The organism is Noviherbaspirillum sp. (genome assembly GCF_036563305.1).
GTDB lineage: Bacteria > Pseudomonadota > Gammaproteobacteria > Burkholderiales > Burkholderiaceae_D > Noviherbaspirillum.
Genome location: NZ_DATCMQ010000008.1, coordinates 128631 through 146737 on the forward strand (window position 1 = coordinate 128631; position 18107 = coordinate 146737).

An 18107-nucleotide genomic window follows, 5' to 3' on the forward strand; every position below is an offset into this window, starting at 1 on the left:
GCAAATGAATGCAAAGAATGTCCACGCGAACCCGAGCAAGAACCGTACGCCGCGCCACCGCGCGCGCGAGTTTGCGCTGCAGGGGCTTTACCAGTGGCTGCTGAACAATGAGGACGCCGGCGCGATCGATGCCCACATCCGCGAGGCCCACGGTTTCGACAAGGCGGATGGCGAGCACTTCCAGGCCCTGCTGCACGGCGCCATCTCGCAGGCGCCGGCGCTGCGCGAAGCCCTCAAGCCACTGATCGACAGGCCGCTCGACCAGCTTTCGCCCGTCGAACATGCGGCGCTGCTGATCGGCGCCTTCGAGCTGCGCAACCACATCGAGATCCCCTACAAGGTGGTGATCAATGAAGCCGTCGAACTGACGAAGTCCTTTGGCGGCATCGACGGCCACAAGTACGTCAACGGTGTTCTCGACCGCTTCGCCGCGCAGGCCCGCGAGGTCGAAGTCGAGGATGCACGAAAGCGCTGACGCGTTGCCTGGAGCCAGCGGCGCACCCGATTGCGCTCTGCGTATCACCCCTGTCCGATCCCCTGCAATGAATCCTGTCCTGGCCTCCCGCCTTGCCAATATCGCGCCGTTCCATGTGATGGAGCTGGCGAAGATGGCGGCCGAACTGGAACGACAAGGCCGTTCCATCATCCACATGGGTATCGGCGAGCCCGATTTCACCGCGGCGCCGCTGGTGGTGGAAGCCGCAGCCCGTGCGATGGGCGACGGCCGGCTCCAGTACACGGCCGCGACCGGGATTCCCGCACTCCGCGAGGCGATCTCGGCGCACTATGCCCGTGTCTACGGTCTTTCCGTGCCCGCATCACGCATCGTCATCACGGCGGGTGCCTCGGCGGCGCTGCTTCTCGCCTGTGCCGCACTGGTCGAGCCGGGCACCGAGATCCTGATGCCCGATCCGTCTTATCCCTGCAATCGCCATTTCGTCGCCGCATTCGAGGGCCGGGCGAAACTGGTGCCCAGTGGTCCGGCGCAGCGTTTCCAGTTGTCGGAGGATATGGTACGCACGAACTGGGGTACGAAGACGCGTGGCGTGCTGCTTGCATCGCCGTCCAATCCGACCGGCACGTCGATCGAACACGGCGAGCTTGCCAGAATCGTCGCGGCGGTCCGGGAAAAGCAGGGTTTCACGATTGTCGACGAAATCTACCAGGGGCTGACCTACGACGACGCGCCGTTCTCCGCGCTTTCTCTCGGCGAGGACGTCATTGTCATCAACAGCTTCTCGAAGTACTTCAACATGACCGGTTGGCGCCTGGGATGGCTGGTGCTGCCGGAAAACCTCGTGCCGCAGGTGGAGAAGCTTGCGCAGAACCTGTTCATCTGTGCGTCGAGCATTGCGCAGTACGCCGGCATCGCCTGCTTCGCGCCCGCATCCATCGCGCTGTACGAGGAACGCAAGGCGGAGTTCCGGCGCCGTCGCGATTTCATCGTGCCGGCATTGCGCGAACTCGGCTTCGAGGTGCCGGTGACGCCCGACGGTGCTTTCTATGTGTATGCGGACTGTTCCCCGCTCGCCGACGATGCCGATCGTCTCACCCGGGAAATGCTTGATAAGGCCGGTGTGGTGCTGGTGCCGGGGCTCGACTTTGGACCTTACACCGCCCGCAATTTCATCCGCTTGTCGTACGCGACCTCGCTCGAGAACCTCGAGGAGGCGGTGGAACGCCTGCACACGTTCTTTCGCAAGCGGTGACCTCGAGTTGCAGGCATAAAAAAAAGGAGCTCATGGCTCCTTTTTTTATAATGTCGCAGCGATTCAGAGTGCGGCGACCTGGTCGGCACTTGTCAGGGCCGGCGTGGGATGGTTCGTGTGGTCTTCGGCCTGCACCGGCTTCGGCTCCGGCTTGCGCTGTTTTGCCGGCGCCGCGTTCACGCTCGTCGCGTACACCGGCACCTTCTTCCCCATCGACACATCCTTGAGCCGGTTGTACTCGGCAAGGACTTTTGCGCCGTAGCCCGAGTCCGTTTCCATCGCACCTGCGCCGACATACAGCTTCAGCCCGGCTTCGACCGAGCCGCCGCGCGTCACGTAGTCCTTCAGGATGAGGGAGCCGACGCGGATGTTCGCGAGCGGATTCAATGCCGCTTTCACGCCACCGAGATCCTCGAACTTGTCACGATGTACCTTGGACATCACCTGCATCAGGCCCTGGGCGCCAACCGGACTTTCCGCGAAAGGATTGAAGCCGGATTCGATGGCCATCACCGACAGGATCAGCAGCGGATCCAGCTTGATTTCGCTTGCCGTCAGGTAGGCGGCGGACACGAGCATGTTGGTTGCGTCGGCGGCGACACGATAGCGTTTTGCAAGCCAGTTGGTCACCCATTCCTGTTGCTTCGCATTGCCCGCGAGCCTGATGTCGGCCTCGGTGGGAACGGCGGCCGATGCCGCGATCGCCAGCGGGGAGCCTTCGATACCTGCGGCTGGACGCGCGGGTTCGACGTCCTGCGACGCTACCTGGGCCTTTGCGAAGGGAGAGAGCGCCTTCAGGCGGTCGGCGAACTGCGGTTGTACGAACATCAGCGTCAGCGCCGCGAGGGCGGTGATGCCGAGCACCATGAGCGTGTGACGAGCGGTCGTCACAAAGCCGCTTACCGTGTCGCGGACGAACACCGCCCATGCGGCGGGACGACCGGCGGCCTGTCGGGAACAGGCGTGCGTCACCCGGATCAAGCGATTGAACATTGAACCTCCTGAATACCCGCGGCAAGCGAAATGCCCACACCTGCAGCTGGTAGGCGTTTGTGCATGCCGTGAATCAGAACATCGTCCGCACTCACGCGAGGCGCTTGCTGCGGACGTCGGATTTGTCTGCCTTCCGGCTGCGGCCGTTCAGGCGCCGGAAGGGTGGCAGACCATGTTTCGGGGAGTAAGGCGGAAGCCTTTTGAAAACACTCCTTAAAATGTCATGCGGGACCCCGATCCCTGTGAATGAAGAGGATCTGCTCCTGAGCCGTTTTCGCCGGCTTCGTCCTCTTCAAGTTGGCCGAATTTTAGGGGCCTGTTTATATCGAGTCAATACTAAAGAAGCTAATCTCTATTACTTTTAAATCTTAAAACTTCGCTGCAGTGCAATAGTTAATCAATAGAATCAACGACTTGGCCTTGCATTCTAAAAGCAGAGGCGAAGAACAAACTTTGTGAAAAATCATGAGATATCTGGATCTGCGGGACTTCCTTGCCCAACTTGAGCGCCTGGGCGAACTGAAACACGTGTCCGTCCCCGTATCCCCGCACCTCGAAATGACCGAAATTTGCGACCGGACGCTACGTGCAGGCGGGCCGGCCCTGCTATTCGACAAGCCGAGCGGGCACAGCATGCCCGTGCTCGGCAACCTCTTCGGCACCCCGCGCCGGGTCGCGCTCGGCATGGGTGCGGACGACATCGGCGAACTGCGCAAGATCGGCCATGTCCTTGCGATGCTCAAGGAACCCGAGCCGCCGAAGGGCCTGCGCGACGTGCTTGGCCTTGGATCGATGCTCAAGTCCCTCTGGGACATGGCACCGCGCGAGCGTCGCTCCGCGCCGTGTCAGGAGGTGGTATGGGAGGGCGCAGACGTCGACCTGGCGAAGCTGCCGATCCAGCATTGCTGGCCGGGCGACGTCGCGCCGCTGATTACCTGGGGCCTCGTCATCACCAAGGGTCCCCACAAGAAGCGGCAGAACCTCGGCATCTATCGCCAGCAGTTGCTCGGCCCAAACAAGGTGATCATGCGATGGCTGGCGCACCGCGGCGGAGCACTGGACTTTCGCGAGCACGGGATCGTCAATCGCGGCAAGCCTTATCCGGTGGCAGTCGCGCTCGGCGCGGACCCGGCCACGATACTGGGGGCAGTGACGCCGGTGCCGGACAGTCTTTCCGAGTATCAGTTTGCCGGCCTGCTGCGCGGCAGTCGTACCGAGCTGGTGAAGGCCATCGGCAGTGAGTTGCGGGTGCCGGCAGGCGCGGAGATCGTGCTGGAAGGGCATATCTATCCGGATGAGTCGCATCCAAGCGGCTATGCGCATGCGCTGGAAGGTCCCTATGGCGACCACACCGGCTACTACAACGAGCAGGACTGGTTCCCGGTATTTACCATCGACCGCATCACCATGCGTCGCGACCCGATCTACCATTCGACCTACACCGGCAAGCCGCCCGACGAACCGGCGGTGCTCGGGGTGGCGCTGAATGAAGTGTTCATCCCGTTGCTGCAGAAGCAGTTCACCGAGATCACCGACTTCTACCTGCCGCCCGAGGGCTGCAGCTACCGGATGGCGGTGGTCCAGATGAAAAAGGCTTACCCGGGGCACGCCAAGCGTGTGATGTTTGGCGTATGGAGCTTCCTGCGGCAGTTCATGTACACCAAGTTCATTGTCGTGGTGGACGAGGACGTCGACATTCGCGACTGGAAGGAAGTGATCTGGGCCATCGCGACGCGGGTCGACCCGAGCCGTGACACGACTCTGGTCGACAACACGCCGATCGACTATCTCGATTTCGCATCCCCGGTGAGCGGACTGGGCAGCAAGATGGGCATCGATGCGACCAACAAGTGGCCCGGGGAAACCAGCCGGGAGTGGGGTACTGCGATCGCCATGTCCGGCGAGGTCAAGGCGCGGATAGACAGTCTCTGGGACAGCCTCGGGATCTGATACTTTGCGCGTGCCCGCCAACGCGCCACACCGCCGACGTCCATTGCTGATAGAATGACGGTCGGCGGGCCCCTGCGCATTGTGGCATGGCCAACCTGGTCAGGTCGGGAACGAAGCAGCCACAGCCATTTCCCGCAAGTGCCGCAGACAAGGCTCGCCCCTTTCACTTTCCTCCTGCATTTCCCCGTTTTCCCCTGTTCGTCCTGCTACTCCGGCCATGCACGACGCAGGATCTCCTGCTGCAGGTCTGATGCGGCGAGCGTGCCGTAGACGCGGCCGCAGGCGGCGTCGCCGCGGCTGCGGATGAATGCATCGGCGATCTGTTCCGGTGCATGCTTGAGCATCAGGGCCGACTGCGCGGCGAGCACCAACTTCTGGACGAAGCGGCGCGCGGACGCTTCCCGCTGTTCGGCCGGCGCGGCAAGATCGCGCTGCAATCCGTCCAGCATCTCTCGCAGGCCGGGATGCCCAGGCGCGGCAGCGAGGTCCTGCAACAGCAGCAGCACGCCCTCGCCCTCGCGTTCCATCGCGCGCAGCACATCCAGGCACATAACGTTGCCCGAGCCTTCCCAGATCGAATTGACCGGCGCTTCACGGTAGAAGCGCGCCATCGGGCCGGTTTCGACGTAACCGTTGCCGCCCCAGACTTCCATGCATTCCCCGGTGAATTCCAGCGCCCGCTTGCAGATCCAGAATTTCGCGGCGGGGGTGAGGATGCGGCGCCATGCCCGCTGCAGCGGATCCCCCGGCGCTTCGAAGGCTTGCGCCAGGCGCAGCATCAGCAAGGTCGCGGCTTCGCTTTCCAGCGCCAGGTCGGCAAGCACGTTGCGCATCAGCGGCTGCTCGGCGAGCCGGCGGCCGAATGCGACGCGGTGCCGCGCATGGTGGGCCGCCTGTACGAACGCCTGCCGCATCAGGCCGGCGCTGCCGATCACGCAATCAAGGCGGGTGTAGTTGGCCATTTCGATAATCGTCGGTACGCCGCGGCCGTCCTCGCCGACCATCACACCCCAGGCATCTTGGAATTCCACTTCACTGCTCGAATTCGAGCGGTTGCCCATCTTGTCTTTCAGTCGCTGGACCAGCACGGCGTTCTTGCTGCCGTCCGGCCGCCAGCGCGGAACGAAGAAGCAGGACAGGCCGTTCTCGGTGCGCGCGAGCACCAGGTGGGCGTCGCACATGGGCGCCGAGAAGAACCATTTGTGGCCGGTCAGCGCATACGTCGCGCCGCGCCCCTCGCCGCGCAGCGGGCGGGCGCGCGTGGCATTGGTGCGCACGTCGGAGCCGCCCTGCTTCTCGGTCATGCCCATGCCGATCAGGATCGAGCGCTTCTCGGCCAGCGGCAGGTCGCGCGGGTCATGGTCGCGCGAGAGCAGCTTGTCGCGCAGCGTGGCGAACAGCGCCGGCTCGTTCTGCAGCACCGGGATCGATGCGAAGGTCATGGTCGTCGGGCAGAGCGAGCCCGACTCGACCTGCGACTGGAGGAAATAGCCGGCCGCGCGCGCCACGTGCGCGCCCGGACGCTCGTCCATCCAGGGCAGCGCATGCAGGCCTTCCTTGCGAAGGATGGCCAGCAGGCGATGCCAGCTTGGATGGAAATCGACCTGGTCGATGCGGTTGCCGTAACGGTCGTGGGTGTTGAGTTCGGGGAGGTGACGGTTCGCCAGCTCCCCGAGACGCAGGATGTCCGGGTCGCCGAGTTCGGCGCCGAAGCGCGACAGCGCGGATGCATGCCATGCCGCTGCGGCGTCCACGACCCCGGACAGAACGACATCGGTTTCATACAGGTTGTAGTTGCCGAGTTCGGGTACCTGGTTGCTTACTTCGTGCGTCGGCCATTGCATCGCGGACATCCTTCCTGGTCGGTGAGTGAAAGCGCTGCAGGCAGTCTATAACTTGCAGCAGGTCAGGTAAAATGCCGGGACGACCAATACCCGGCGACACCATGTCTTATCAAGTCCTCGCACGCAAGTATCGCCCAAAGAGCTTCGAAACGCTCGTAGGGCAGGAGCACGTCGTGCGTGCGCTCGCCCACGCGCTGGACCAGCAGCGGCTGCACCACGCCTACCTGTTCACGGGCACGCGCGGGGTCGGCAAGACGACGCTTTCGCGCATCCTTGCCAAGGCCCTGAATTGCGAAACAGGCATCACCGCCAAGCCCTGCGGCAGCTGTGAGGCTTGCGTTGCGATCGATGCCGGTCGCTTCGTTGACTATATAGAAATGGACGCCGCCTCCAACCGCGGCGTCGACGAGATGGCGCAGCTGCTGGAACAGGCGATCTACGCGCCGTCCAATGCCCGCTTCAAGGTCTACATGATCGATGAAGTGCACATGCTCACCAACCATGCGTTCAATTCCATGCTGAAGACGCTGGAGGAACCGCCGGAGCATGTGAAGTTCATCCTCGCGACCACCGATCCTCAGAAAATCCCGGTGACCGTGCTGTCGCGCTGCCTGCAGTTCAACCTGAAGCAAATGCCCCCGGGGCACATCGTAAGCCACCTGGAAAACATCCTCGGGCAGGAGCAGATTGCCTTCGATACGCCGGCGCTGCGGCTGCTGGCGCAGGGAGCGCACGGCTCGATGCGCGACGCGCTTTCGCTGACCGACCAGGCAATCGCGTATGCCGCCGGCACGGTGACACTGGAAGCGGTGCAGGGGATGCTCGGCGCGCTGGACCAGTCCTACCTGGTGCGCGTGCTCGACGCGCTGGCGGCCAGGGACGGCGCGGCGCTACTCGGCGTGGCGGACGAGATGGCCACACGCAGCTTGTCCTACAACGCTGCGTTGCAGGACCTCGGCACGTTGCTGCACCGGGTCGCCCTGGCGCAGACCGTGCCGGCGGCCCTGCCGGGCGACCTGCCGGAACGGGAGGACATCATGCGGCTGGCGGGGCAGTTCGACCCCGAAGAGGTGCAACTGTTCTACCAGATCGCGGTGCACGGCCGCAACGAACTCAGTCTCGCGCCGGACGAATACGCGGGATTCTCCATGACCCTGCTGCGCATGCTGGCCTTCCGGCCTGGCGTGGGCGGCGCCGAACCGCGCCAGGCGGCACCCGTTGCAGCGACTCCGGTCTCTCGGCCCGCAGCGGCCGGCGCTGCGCCGGCCGTCGCGCGCGCCTCGGTCCCTGCCGCCGGCGCACGTGCGCCGACCGGTGCGGCAGCACCGGTCTCCTCGCCGCGCGGCGCCGGTGGCATGAGTCCGGCCCGGGCCGCGCTCGAGGCCGCACGCGGCGGCAAGGGCGCGACGGCGGCAAGCAGCCAACCGGCGATGCCGCCGGCCCCGCCGCCGTGGGACGACGAGGTGCCGTCGGCGCGCGAACGGGCGACGGTCGATCCGGTCGAATCCGCAGCTCAAAAAAAAACTGAAGGCCGGGCCGGGCCGGCCGTGCTAGCCGACGCCGGCGATACCGCTGTGCTCGAGACGCCACCGCCCGCGGCGCCCGCGATCCGGCCGCCCGCACGGACCGCGGTCCCGTCCCTCAGCTGGGACGGCGACTGGCCGGCGCTCGCCGCGGCATTGCCGCTGCGCGGCGTAGTGCAGCAACTGGCGCAGCAGAGCGAACTCCTGCAATGCGAGGACAATGGCGGCGGTGTCCAGATCAAGCTGCGCATTCCCCTTGAAACCTTGCGCACCGCAGGCGCCGTCGACAAGCTCGGTGCGGCGCTGACGGAGCACTTCGGCAAGCCGGTACGCGTCGACACCGAGATCGGCGCGGTGCAGCAGACGGCGAACGCGCAGGCCGTGGCCGAACGGGAGGCGCGGCAGCGCCAGGCCGAACAACAGATGCAGGGCGACCCTTTCGTGCAGACCATGATGCGCGAATTCGGCGCCACCATCGTGCCGGGCTCGATCAAGCCGGCATGACCGAACCACACCAACGATCAGGAGCATGACCATGATGAAGGGCCAACTCGCAGGCTTGATGAAGCAAGCCCAACAGATGCAGGACAACATGAAGAAGATGCAGGACCAGCTGGCGACGATCGAGGTCGAAGGCCAGTCCGGCGCGGGCATGGTCAAGGTGGTGATGACCTGCAAGCACGACGTCAAGCGCGTGAGCATCGACCCGACACTGCTGGGCGATGACAAGGACATGCTGGAAGACCTGGTCGCCGCGGCATTCAACGACGCCGTGCGCAAGGCCGAGAGCACATCCCAGGAAAAGATGGCAAGCATCACTGCCGGCATGCCGCTGCCGCCCGGCTTCAAGATGCCGTTCTGAGCGCAGCCCGCTGAGCGAAGACCGCATTGAAATCCCCGTCCAGCCTCGAATTCCTGACCGAAGCATTGCGCAAGCTGCCGGGCGTGGGGCCCAAGTCCGCGCAGCGGATGGCCTACCACCTGATGCAGCATGACCGTGACGGCGCGGCCATGCTCGGCCGTGCCCTGACACAGGCGGTGGAGCGTGTCCGCCATTGCGCCAGCTGCAATACCTTCACCGAGCACGAGGTGTGCGAGGTCTGCCTCGATGCCGAACGCGACGCCAGCCTGCTGTGTGTGGTGGAGACGCCCGCCGACCAGCTGATGATCGAGCAGACGCTCACCTACAAGGGCCTGTACTTTGTCCTGATGGGGCACCTGTCGCCGCTGGACGGCATCGGCCCACGGGACATTCACCTGGAAAAGCTGGTCCGCCGCGCGACTGACGGCATCGTGCAGGAGGTGGTGCTTGCCACCAACTTCACCAACGAAGGCGAGGCCACCGCCCACTACATCAGCGAGACCCTGAAGGCGCGTGGCCTGAAGGTCAGCCGTCTCGCGCGCGGCGTGCCCGTCGGCGGCGAGCTGGAGTATGTCGACGCCGGCACCATCGCGCGCGCCATGCTGGACCGGCGCGCGACCTGAGCATGGAAGAGCGCAAGCGTCAGGGCCCGCTGGCCGGCATCAAGGTACTTGAGCTCGGCACCCTGATCGCGGGTCCGTTCTGTTCGCGCATGCTTGCCGAATTCGGTGCGGAAGTGATCAAGATCGAGGCGCCGGACGGCGGTGATCCGATCCGCCAGTGGCGGGTGCTGAAGGATGGCACCTCGCTCTGGTGGTCGGTGCAGTCGCGCAACAAGAAAAGCGTGACGCTCAACATGAAGGATTCCCGCGCGCAGGAGATTGCGCGCCGCCTGGCGCTTGACGCGGATATCGTCATCGAGAACTACCGTCCCGGGGTGCTCGAGAAGTGGGGGCTGGGATACGAGGATCTGCGCAGGCAGAACCCGGCGACGATCATGGTACGCCTGTCCGGGTATGGACAGACCGGCCCGATGAAGGACCTGCCGGGGTTCGGCGCGATCGGCGAATCGATGGGCGGCATGCGTCATGTGTCCGGCCATGCCGACCGCCCTCCTGTGCGCATCGGCATCTCGATAGGCGACTCGGTGGCCGCGCTGCATGGCGCGATCGGCGCAATGATGGCGCTGCGCCACCGCGATGTCACCGGCGGACGCTGGAACGGCAAGGCTGGCCCGGACGGCATTGCCGGCGAAGGCCAGATGGTGGATGTCGCGCTGTACGAGGCGGTGTTCAACATGATGGAGTCGCTGGTGCCCGAATACGACTATGCCGGCGTCGTCCGCAACAGGACCGGCGGTGCGCTGCCCGGCATTGTTCCCTCCAATACTTACACGACCGCGGATGGCGAGAACATCGTCATTGCCGGCAATGGTGACGCGATCTTCAGGCGGTTGATGATCGCCATCGGGCGCGACGACCTGGCAAACGACCCCGGGCTCGTGCGTAACGACGGCCGGGTGCCGCGCGCGGTTGAGATCGACGAAGCGATACAGGCATGGTGCGCGGAACGGGACATCGATGCCGCGCTCGATGCGCTGAAGGCGGCGGATGTCCCGGTCGGGAAGATCTATTCGGTGCGCGACATGATGAGCGACCCGCAATTTCTCGCGCGCCGCATGTTCGAACAGCATGCGTTTGGGGACGGCACGCCGGTGAAGATGCCGGCGATTACGCCGAAGCTGTCCGCAACGCCGGGCCGGACCGAATGGCTGGGGCCCGCGCTGGGCGAGCATAATGACGAGGTGCTGCGCGACCTTGGATACGACGAGGCGGCGATTGCAGCATTCAGACAAGAAAAAGTGATCTAGGAGACGACATGGACAAGAAGACGTTCTGGAAGCAGTTTGCAATTGCGCTGGCCCTGTTCCTCGCCGGCTACTTCACGTTCAACGGACTGCCGTTCGGCTGATCTTACGTCCTGCCCGCGCCGTTGCGCGCAGGCTTGCCTCTTGCTAATGCTGAAGCGGAAACCCGGCCTGCACCGCCATGGTGCCGTCCCAACGCTGTCATGGCCTTCTGCACCCGCCATTGCCGGGCGGGGCGCCAGAACGGTGCGCCTTGCACCAGGACCGGGAACGTTCAAAAGCACACTGGAGAAAACATGCCCCTCACGTCGTCCATCCGCGCCCGTTCCATCATTGGCCTTGCCGCCTGCTTGCTGGCAATGCCCGCGTTCGCCCATCCCGGCGCCCATCATGTGGCTGGTTTCCCGGCCGGCTTCCTGCATCCGCTGGCGGGCTGGGACCACTTGCTCGCCATGGTGGCGGTCGGCGCGTGGGCGGCGCAGCAACGGCGGCCGGCCTGGCACCTGCTGGCGGTATTCCCGGCGGTGATGGCGTCCGGCGCGGTGCTTGCGCTTGCAGGCTTCGTGCTGCCGCATGTGGAAGCCGGCATTGCCGCGTCAGTGCTGGTACTCGGTCTCCTGGTCGCGTTTTCGGTCCGCATGCCGGCCGCCGCAGGCGCTGTCCTGGTCGCGGCATTCGCGCTGTTGCACGGTTTCGCGCATGGGGCCGAATTCCCCGCCGGCGCTTCGGTCGCCGGCTATGGCGCCGGCTTCCTGCTCTCGACGCTGCTGCTGCACCTGGGCGGCGCCTTCGCCAGCCGTTCTTTGCAGGCCTGGCGCCTGGCCGCCGTACGCGCCGCCGGCGTCGGCGTGGCGCTCAGCGGCGCGTGGATGCTGGCCGGCGCCTGAGCTATCCGTTGCGCAGCAGGTCGCGCAGCGCCAGTACGCCGCGCCTCAGCTGATCCGGGGGAATGGCGGCAAAACCAAGCAACAGGCCCGACAGGCGGGCTTGCCCGTCCGCTGGCAGATCCTGATAGAAGTGCGACAGCGCGCGCAGTTCGAGCCCGCGTCTTGCGGCCGCCGCCACCAGCGCCTCGTCGTCGCGGCGGCTGCGGAAGGTGACCGGCAAATGCAGGCCGGTATCGGCGGCGCCGATCGCAAGCGCGTCCGGCAGATGGCGCGCGAGCGCCGCGAGCAGGGTTTCGCGGCGCTCGCCATAGGCATCCCGGCTGCGCTTGATATGCCGCCCGAAATGGCCTTCCGTAATGAAATCGGTGAGCACCGCCTGGGGCACCAGGGCGGTGTGGCGGTCGAGGATGGCCTTGCCCTGGGCGAAGGCTTCGGCCAGCCCCTCCGGCACCACCAGGTAGCCGATCCGCAGACCCGGAAACAGCACCTTCGACATCGAACCGACATACAGCACCGATCCTGCCCGGTCGAGGCTTTGCAGCGAGGCGAGCGGCGGGCCGGTGTACCGGTACTCGCTGTCGTAGTCGTCCTCCACCACCCACATCCTGTTCTGCTCGGCCCAGGCCAGCAGCGCCAGCCGCCGCTGCAGCGTCATCGTGACGCCGAGCGGCAACTGGTGGGTCGGCGTCACATAGGCAAGCCTGGCGTTCGGCCACCGCGCCGCGCCCGCATGGACGCACAGGCCTTCCGCGTCCACGGGGACCGGGCACGGCTGGGCGCCGGTGGCACGCAGCGAGGCGTTGATGCCGCGGTAGCCCGGCTCCTCGACCCAGGCCTGGTCGCCGGGCGCCAGCAGCATGGAGGCGACCAGATAGAGCGCCTGCTGTGAACCGGAGGTGATGATGACCTGCTCGGGCTGGCATTGCACGCCGCGCGCCGCGCGCAGATAGACCGCGAGGGCCTCCCGCAGCGGCGGGTAGCCGGCTGCCTCGCCGTAGCCAAGGTCGGCAGCGGCACGCCGCCAGCGGCGCGCTTCCAGGCGCGACCAGACTTCGAACGGAAACATGTCCAGGCCGGGCATGCCGATGCGGAACGCACGCGCCTTGCCTTCGTGGATGTTCAGATAGGCCTCGGGTCCGGTGAAGCCGGCGCCGCGCGCCGACAGCGGGCGCAGCAGGCGGGCCGGGCTCGCGGGCGGTTCCGCCGCCGGCGCGCGCCGCGGCAGGCTGGCGCTGACGAAGGTGCCGCGGCCGACCGTGCCGGCGAGATAGCCCTCGGCCATCAGCTGGTCATAGGCGTTCAGTACGGTCTGGCGGGAGATCCCGAGGGCGCGGGCCAGTTCCCGCGTGGGCGGCAGCTGCATGCCGGGACCCGCGCGGCCGGACAGGATCGCCTGCTTGATGCCGTCGTACAGCTGGCGGAACAGCGGGGTGGGGCTGCCGGGATCGAGATGCAGGATGGCGAGCGACTGGGCGAGATGCATGGCGGCGTGGCGGAATTGGTATTTCGAAAATACCATTTATTGGTACTTTTGGACAGCCAAAGCCGGCGCTAAGCTGCACCCATTTTCCACCAGCAGGAGATGCACATGCATGCCTACGAAGCCACCGTCCGCTGGAACCGCGACGGCCAGACATTCACCGACAATCGCTACAGTCGTGCCCATGCCTGGGAGTTCGACGGCGGCGCGCGGGTGGCGGCATCGTCGTCGCCGTCCATCGTGCCACTGCCAATGTCGGTCGCCGCCAATGTCGACCCGGAGGAAGCGCTGGTGGCGGCGACCTCCAGCTGCCACATGCTGTTTTTCCTGTCGTTCGCCGGGCGCGGGGGATTCGTGGTGGAGAGCTACCTGGACCGCGCCGTAGGCTATATGGAAAAGAATGCAGCCGGCAAGATGGCGATGCAGCGCATCGTTCTGCGGCCCGAGATCGTTTTTGCCGGCGAGCGCCAGCCGAGCCCCGCCGAACTCGATGCCCTGCACCACCGCTCGCACGAGGAATGCTTCATTGCCAATTCATTGAAAAGCGAAATCACGGTCGAAGCACCGGTTCGCTGAAGACGGGGATCGCCATGTACCTGCCGCGCCAGTTCGAGGAAGCCCGCAGTGAGGTCCTGCATGCATTGATACGGGACCATCCGCTCGGTACCCTCGTCACGTCCACCAGCAGCGGGCTGGAGGCAAACCACCTGCCGTTCGAGCTGGATTCCGCGACCGGCATCCTGCACGCCCATGTCGCGCGCGCCAATCCGGTCTGGCATGCCCATGACGCTGCGCTGGATGCACTTGTGGTGTTCCAGGGACCTGCCGCCTACATCAGCCCATCGATGTATGCGACCAAGCAGGAGCATGGCAAGGTGGTACCGACCTATAACTACATCGTGGTGCACGTGTACGGCCGCTTGCGGGCGGTCGACGACCCGGACCGCGTGCGCGCATTGCTGGAGCGGCTGACCGACCGCTTCGAGGCGTCGCGGACGATGCAGTGGAAGCTGGCCGATGCGCCGGCCGACTACATCGACAAGCTGCTCACGCAGATAGTCGGCATCGAGCTCGAGGTCAGCCGGATGGTTGGCAAATGGAAGGTGAGCCAGAACCAGCCGGAGGCGAACCGGGCCAGCGTCGAGCACGGCCTGCGCGAGACGGGCGGCGACGTCCAGGTCGCGATGGCCGATGCCGTAGCCCGGGGCCGCTGAGCGGCGCTCTGGACGACAGCCAGCGGCCGTCCTGCAGGAATCAGACCGGAAGGACCGGAAGGAGGACCATGACACCCGGGCAAACAACGCGCCCGGGAGGTTCCTAGTGCAATGCCTCGATCAGCTTGTCGAGCTTGATCGCGTCGACGCAGAACTGGCGGATGCCTTCTGCCAGCTTCTCGGTGGCCATGGCGTCCTCGTTCAGCTGGAAGCGGAAGGTCTTTTCATCCAGCGCGACCTTCTGCAGGTCCGCCGCCTGCGCCTGTTCGACGCTCAGCTTGCGCGCGACCGGCGCGTCGCTTTCCGCCAGCTTCTGCAACAGATCGGGGCTGATGGTCAGCAGGTCGCAACCGGCCAGCTCAGTGATCTGCGAGGTATTGCGGAAGCTCGCGCCCATGACCTCGGTGCGGTAGCCGAACTTGCGGAAGTAGGTATAGATCCGCTTCACCGATTGCACGCCGGGGTCGTCCGCCCCGGTGTATTCCTGGCCGCTGGATTTCTTGTACCAGTCGTAGATGCGGCCGACGAAGGGCGAGATCAGCTGCACCCCTGCCTCGGCGCAGGCGATGGCCTGCGGCAGCGAGAACAGCAGCGTCAGGTTGCAGCGGATGCCTTCCCGCTCCAGCACTTCCGCGGCGCGGATGCCTTCCCAGGTCGATGCAATCTTGATCAGCACCCGTTCACGGGAAATGCCGGCGGCCTCGTAGAGCGCGATCAGCGCCCGTCCCTTGGCAATCGTGCCCTCGGTATCGAACGACAGGCGGGCGTCGGTCTCGGTGGAGACCCGGCCGGGGATCAGCTTGAGGATTTCAAGACCGAAGGCGACCAGCAGGTTGTCGACGATCTCCTCGGTCGACTTGCCGCCGTGGTCGCGCACCGCCCGCTCCAGCAGCGGGCGGTACTCCTCCTTCTGCACCGCCTTCAGGATCAGCGAGGGGTTGGTGGTGGCGTCCTGGGGGGAGAACGCCTTCATGGCCTGGAAATCGCCGGTGTCGGCGACGATGGTGGTGTGCTGCTTCAGTTGTTCGAGCTGGTTCATGGTTTGACGCGAAAAGGCGCGGATGGATAAGGCAATCCCGCATGATACCTCCAAGCGGGAGGCGGGCTTCGATCCGGATCAGGGCGGTTGCCGGGATGGCTACACTTTCGGCGGATGGCGCAGGAAGGAATCGAACTGCATGTCCAGTTTCTGCAGCGCCTTTTGTGCATTCTGCATTTTCTTGCGGAATTCGGGACCGCCCTTGAGGGCCAGCCCGACGGCCAGGATGTCGATCACCACGAGGTGGGCAAGCCGGGCGGAGATCGGCGTATAGGGGTCGATGTTGAAGCTGAGGTCGATCGGCACCAGCGCGGTCGCAAGCTCGGACAGCGGGGTGCCGCTGGGCGTCAGCGCCACCACGTCCGCACCCAGCTTGCGCGCCAGCTGCACGCTGTGCAGCAGCGCGGTGCTGTTGCCGCGCTGCGAGATCGCCACCACCGTGTCGCCTTTCTTCAGCAGGGCGGCCGAGACGGCGTGGATATGGGGATCGGCATAGGCGACGGTCGGGACGCCCGAGCGAAAGAACTTGTGCTGGGCGTCGGCTGCAACGATGCCCGACGTGCCCTGGCCCCAGATCTCGATCTTGTTGGAGCGCGCGAGCACGTCGAGCGCGCGCTCGATGGCGGCCGGCTGCAGGTTGTTGCGCAGGTCCAGCAGTGCATTGATCGAGCGGCTGCAGATCTTGTTGACCAGGTCCGCCGCGAGGTCGTCCTGCAGCAGCGATTCATCGCTCTGCGGCAGCGCCAGCGCCAGCGTCTGCGCCAGTTTCAGCTTGAACTCGTGCCAGCCGTCGTAGCCCAGCGCCCGGCAGAAGCGCACCACCGTCGGTTCCGACACCTGCGCGTTCTTGGCCAGCGCGGTGATGTTGCCGGCGACGGCGAGGTCGGGATTCTTGAGCACGGCCAGCCCGACCTTCTTCTCCGACTTGGAGAGCGCATCGAGCTGGGTGCGGATCGAGTCAAGCAGCATGCTGTTCCACTATCGTTTCAGCGCGGCCTTGGCACGCGCTATCAGGGCGTTGGTGGAGGCGTCGTGTGCCTCCGGGCTGGGCGTTCCGGTAAGCTCGGCTTCCAGTGTCTTCGCCAGCACCTTGCCGAGCTCAACGCCCCACTGATCGAAGCTGTTGATGCCCCACACCACGCCCTGCACGAAGACCTTGTGCTCGTACAGCGCGATCAACGCGCCGAGCGACGACGGGCCCAGCACGTTCATCAGGATCATGTTGCTCGGCCGGTTGCCGGGAAAGGTGCGGTGCGGCAGCAGCGCGTCGATCCTGTCCTCCGGGAGCATCTGGGCGCGCATTTCCTCGCGCACTTCCCCGGCGTCCTTGCCGAGCATGAACGCCTCGGCCTGCGCGAAGCAATTCGCCAGCAGCGCTTCGTGATGGCCGGGCAGGTCGTGCAGCGGCCGGAGCGCTGCGATGAAATCGACCGGCACCATGTCCGTGCCCTGGTGCAGCAGCTGGAAATAGGCGTGCTGGCCGTTGGTGCCGACATCGCCCCACACCACCGGGCAGGTGGCAATGCCGACGGGACTGCCGTCTGCCCGCACCCGCTTGCCGTTGCTCTCCATCTCGAGTTGCTGCAGATAGGCGGCGAACTGGCCGAGGTCCTGGTGATAGGGCGCGATCGACACCGATGCGCAGCCGAAAAAATTGCGGTACCAGATGCCCAGGGCGGCCAGGATCGCCGGCATGTTGCGTTCCAGGGGCGCGGTCCGGAAGTGCGTGTCCATCGCATGCGCGCCTGCGAGGAAGTCCCGGAAGCCTTCCGGCCCCACGGCCAGGGCAACCGGCAAGCCGATCGCCGACCAGACCGAATAGCGGCCGCCGACCCAGTCCCAGAAGGGGAACATGTTCTGGAGGTCGATGCCGAAGGCGCGCACGGCGTCCGCATTGGTCGAGACCGCGACGAAATGCCTGGGCAGGTCGGCCTCGGTGCCGTGCCGCAGAAACCAGGCGCGGGCCGACTGCGCATTCATCATCGTCTCGCGCGTCGTGAAAGTCTTCGAGGCGATGACGAACAGCGTGCGGTCGGGGTCGAGCCGCGTCAGCGCGGCGTCGAGGTCATGGCCGTCGACGTTGGCGACGAAGTGCATGTTCAGGTGCGGGGCGGCGTGGGTGCGGAGGGCCTTGCAGACCATTTCCGGGCCGAGGTCGGAACCGCCGATGCCGATGTTGACAACATCCGTGACCGGCATGCCGGTGCGCCCGACCCAATTGCCAGAGCGTACCCGGGCGGCAAAATCGCAAACCCTTTCCAGTACGGCATGAACCTCTGCGCCGACATCCTGTCCATCCACCACCGGCCCGCCGCCGCGCGGCGCCCGCAGGGCGGTATGCAGCACGGCCCTCTGCTCGGTGTTGTTGATGCGCTCGCCGGCGAACATTGCGTCGCGCCGCTGCTCGACGCCGGCCTCGCGCAACAACTGGGCAAGGAGGCCCATCGTGGTGCCGTCGATCCGGTTCTTGGAGTAGTCGAGGAGCAAACCGGCGGCTTCGATCGAAAAGGTATCGAAGCGTCGCGGGTCGCGTGCAAAGAGGTCGCGCATCCGCCATTCCTTCGCCTGAGCGTAATGGTCGGCCAGGGCGCGGAAGGCGGGCAGGTCTGCAGTGGGCTGGAGCATGGGCATCGAGGAACCGGTAGACATGGCAACTATACAATATCTCTAGGTAAAATCACTACATGGTAGTGCAGGCCTGCCGTTGTTCATTGCGATTGCTCAGTCGCGTCGAGTGCG

Annotated in this window: 16 protein-coding genes and 1 other RNA gene; 11 read left to right on the forward strand and 6 right to left on the reverse strand. The window is 65.4% G+C overall.

All coding sequences use genetic code 11. The annotated features are described in order from the left end of the window. Positions 1–4 precede the first annotated feature (4 nt). Both nusB and VIM12_RS06320 read left to right on the forward strand, forming a co-directional pair. The gene (gene nusB / locus VIM12_RS06315; RefSeq protein WP_331940766.1) at positions 5–475 is read left to right on the forward strand and encodes a transcription antitermination factor NusB; all 471 of its coding nucleotides are present in this window, start codon (positions 5–7) and stop codon (positions 473–475) included. Positions 476–542: 67 nt separating this feature from the next. After that, the gene (locus VIM12_RS06320; protein WP_331940767.1) at positions 543–1709 is read left to right on the forward strand and encodes a pyridoxal phosphate-dependent aminotransferase; all 1167 of its coding nucleotides are present in this window, start codon (positions 543–545) and stop codon (positions 1707–1709) included. A gap of 63 nt (positions 1710–1772) precedes the next feature. On the opposite strand, the gene VIM12_RS06325 is transcribed toward VIM12_RS06320, so the two are convergent. After that, positions 1773–2702 carry a lytic transglycosylase domain-containing protein gene (locus VIM12_RS06325; protein WP_331940768.1) on the reverse strand — a complete coding sequence of 310 codons (930 nt, stop codon included), beginning with the start codon at positions 2700–2702 and terminating at the stop codon, positions 1773–1775. Positions 2703–3167: 465 nt separating this feature from the next. Between VIM12_RS06325 and ubiD the strand changes: the two genes are divergently transcribed. Together ubiD and ffs are read left to right on the forward strand one after the other, a co-directional pair. Next, entirely contained in the window at positions 3168–4652 is a 1485-nt protein-coding gene (gene ubiD / locus VIM12_RS06330) for a 4-hydroxy-3-polyprenylbenzoate decarboxylase (protein ID WP_331940769.1), read from the forward strand. Between the two features lie 63 nt (positions 4653–4715). Beyond that, positions 4716–4814: signal recognition particle sRNA small type (gene ffs / locus VIM12_RS06335), an RNA gene on the forward strand. Between the two features lie 44 nt (positions 4815–4858). On the opposite strand, the gene VIM12_RS06340 is transcribed toward ffs, so the two are convergent. Then, positions 4859–6496 (reverse strand): isovaleryl-CoA dehydrogenase, encoded by a 1638-nt coding sequence (locus VIM12_RS06340; RefSeq protein WP_331940770.1) that lies wholly within the window; start codon positions 6494–6496, stop codon positions 4859–4861. 101 nt (positions 6497–6597) lie between these two features. On the opposite strand from VIM12_RS06340, the gene dnaX reads away from it, so the two are divergent. From dnaX to VIM12_RS06365, 5 genes are all read left to right on the forward strand, one after another. Next, positions 6598–8523 (forward strand): DNA polymerase III subunit gamma/tau, encoded by a 1926-nt coding sequence (gene dnaX, locus VIM12_RS06345; protein ID WP_331940771.1) that lies wholly within the window; start codon positions 6598–6600, stop codon positions 8521–8523. Between the two features lie 31 nt (positions 8524–8554). Continuing rightward, the gene (locus VIM12_RS06350; protein WP_331940772.1) at positions 8555–8881 is read left to right on the forward strand and encodes a YbaB/EbfC family nucleoid-associated protein; all 327 of its coding nucleotides are present in this window, start codon (positions 8555–8557) and stop codon (positions 8879–8881) included. Positions 8882–8907: 26 nt separating this feature from the next. Beyond that, on the forward strand, positions 8908–9504 hold the full coding sequence (gene recR / locus VIM12_RS06355) for a recombination mediator RecR (RefSeq protein ID WP_331940773.1): 597 nt from the start codon (positions 8908–8910) through the stop codon (positions 9502–9504). Positions 9505–9506: 2 nt separating this feature from the next. After that, positions 9507–10751: a CaiB/BaiF CoA-transferase family protein gene (locus tag VIM12_RS06360; RefSeq protein WP_331940774.1), complete on the forward strand. Its 1245-nt coding sequence runs from the start codon at positions 9507–9509 to the stop codon at positions 10749–10751. A gap of 293 nt (positions 10752–11044) precedes the next feature. Next, positions 11045–11635: a HupE/UreJ family protein gene (locus tag VIM12_RS06365; RefSeq protein WP_331940775.1), complete on the forward strand. Its 591-nt coding sequence runs from the start codon at positions 11045–11047 to the stop codon at positions 11633–11635. Position 11636: 1 nt separating this feature from the next. Here the strand turns inward: VIM12_RS06365 and VIM12_RS06370 are convergent, their stop codons facing one another. Further along, entirely contained in the window at positions 11637–13154 is a 1518-nt protein-coding gene (locus VIM12_RS06370) for a PLP-dependent aminotransferase family protein (protein WP_331940776.1), read from the reverse strand. Between the two features lie 69 nt (positions 13155–13223). Here VIM12_RS06370 and VIM12_RS06375 point away from each other — a divergent pair, with 69 nt between their 5' ends. After that, positions 13224–13691, forward strand: a complete 468-nt coding sequence (locus tag VIM12_RS06375) for an OsmC family protein (protein ID WP_331940777.1) — start codon at positions 13224–13226, stop codon at positions 13689–13691. Positions 13692–13705: 14 nt separating this feature from the next. Beyond that, positions 13706–14329, forward strand: a complete 624-nt coding sequence (locus tag VIM12_RS06380; protein ID WP_331940778.1) for an FMN-binding negative transcriptional regulator — start codon at positions 13706–13708, stop codon at positions 14327–14329. Positions 14330–14432: 103 nt separating this feature from the next. Here VIM12_RS06380 and tal read toward each other — a convergent pair whose 3' ends face one another. The 3 genes from tal to pgi form a co-directional block, all read right to left on the reverse strand. Beyond that, complete coding sequence (tal, locus tag VIM12_RS06385) at positions 14433–15368, reverse strand: transaldolase (RefSeq protein ID WP_331940779.1); 936 nt, start codon at positions 15366–15368, stop codon at positions 14433–14435. Positions 15369–15467: 99 nt separating this feature from the next. Continuing rightward, complete coding sequence (locus tag VIM12_RS06390; protein WP_331940780.1) at positions 15468–16337, reverse strand: SIS domain-containing protein; 870 nt, start codon at positions 16335–16337, stop codon at positions 15468–15470. 9 nt (positions 16338–16346) lie between these two features. After that, positions 16347–17993: a glucose-6-phosphate isomerase gene (gene pgi, locus VIM12_RS06395; RefSeq protein WP_331940781.1), complete on the reverse strand. Its 1647-nt coding sequence runs from the start codon at positions 17991–17993 to the stop codon at positions 16347–16349. Positions 17994–18107 lie beyond the last annotated feature (114 nt).

Excerpts from the sequence above, each read along its gene's own strand:
- nusB (WP_331940766.1), top strand. The coding sequence starts at position 5 with ATGAATGCAAAGAATGTCCACGCGAACCCGAGCAAGAACCGTACGCCG.
- VIM12_RS06320 (WP_331940767.1), top strand. The coding sequence starts at position 543 with ATGAATCCTGTCCTGGCCTCCCGCCTTGCCAATATCGCGCCGTTCCAT.
- VIM12_RS06325 (WP_331940768.1), bottom strand. The coding sequence starts at position 2,702 with ATGTTCAATCGCTTGATCCGGGTGACGCACGCCTGTTCCCGACAGGCC.
- ubiD (WP_331940769.1), top strand. The coding sequence starts at position 3,168 with ATGAGATATCTGGATCTGCGGGACTTCCTTGCCCAACTTGAGCGCCTG.
- VIM12_RS06340 (WP_331940770.1), bottom strand. The coding sequence starts at position 6,496 with ATGCAATGGCCGACGCACGAAGTAAGCAACCAGGTACCCGAACTCGGC.
- dnaX (WP_331940771.1), top strand. The coding sequence starts at position 6,598 with ATGTCTTATCAAGTCCTCGCACGCAAGTATCGCCCAAAGAGCTTCGAA.
- VIM12_RS06350 (WP_331940772.1), top strand. The coding sequence starts at position 8,555 with ATGATGAAGGGCCAACTCGCAGGCTTGATGAAGCAAGCCCAACAGATG.
- VIM12_RS06360 (WP_331940774.1), top strand. The coding sequence starts at position 9,507 with ATGGAAGAGCGCAAGCGTCAGGGCCCGCTGGCCGGCATCAAGGTACTT.
- VIM12_RS06365 (WP_331940775.1), top strand. The coding sequence starts at position 11,045 with ATGCCCCTCACGTCGTCCATCCGCGCCCGTTCCATCATTGGCCTTGCC.
- VIM12_RS06370 (WP_331940776.1), bottom strand. The coding sequence starts at position 13,154 with ATGGTATTTTCGAAATACCAATTCCGCCACGCCGCCATGCATCTCGCC.
- VIM12_RS06375 (WP_331940777.1), top strand. The coding sequence starts at position 13,224 with ATGCATGCCTACGAAGCCACCGTCCGCTGGAACCGCGACGGCCAGACA.
- VIM12_RS06380 (WP_331940778.1), top strand. The coding sequence starts at position 13,706 with ATGTACCTGCCGCGCCAGTTCGAGGAAGCCCGCAGTGAGGTCCTGCAT.
- tal (WP_331940779.1), bottom strand. The coding sequence starts at position 15,368 with ATGAACCAGCTCGAACAACTGAAGCAGCACACCACCATCGTCGCCGAC.
- VIM12_RS06390 (WP_331940780.1), bottom strand. The coding sequence starts at position 16,337 with ATGCTGCTTGACTCGATCCGCACCCAGCTCGATGCGCTCTCCAAGTCG.
- pgi (WP_331940781.1), bottom strand. The coding sequence starts at position 17,993 with ATGCTCCAGCCCACTGCAGACCTGCCCGCCTTCCGCGCCCTGGCCGAC.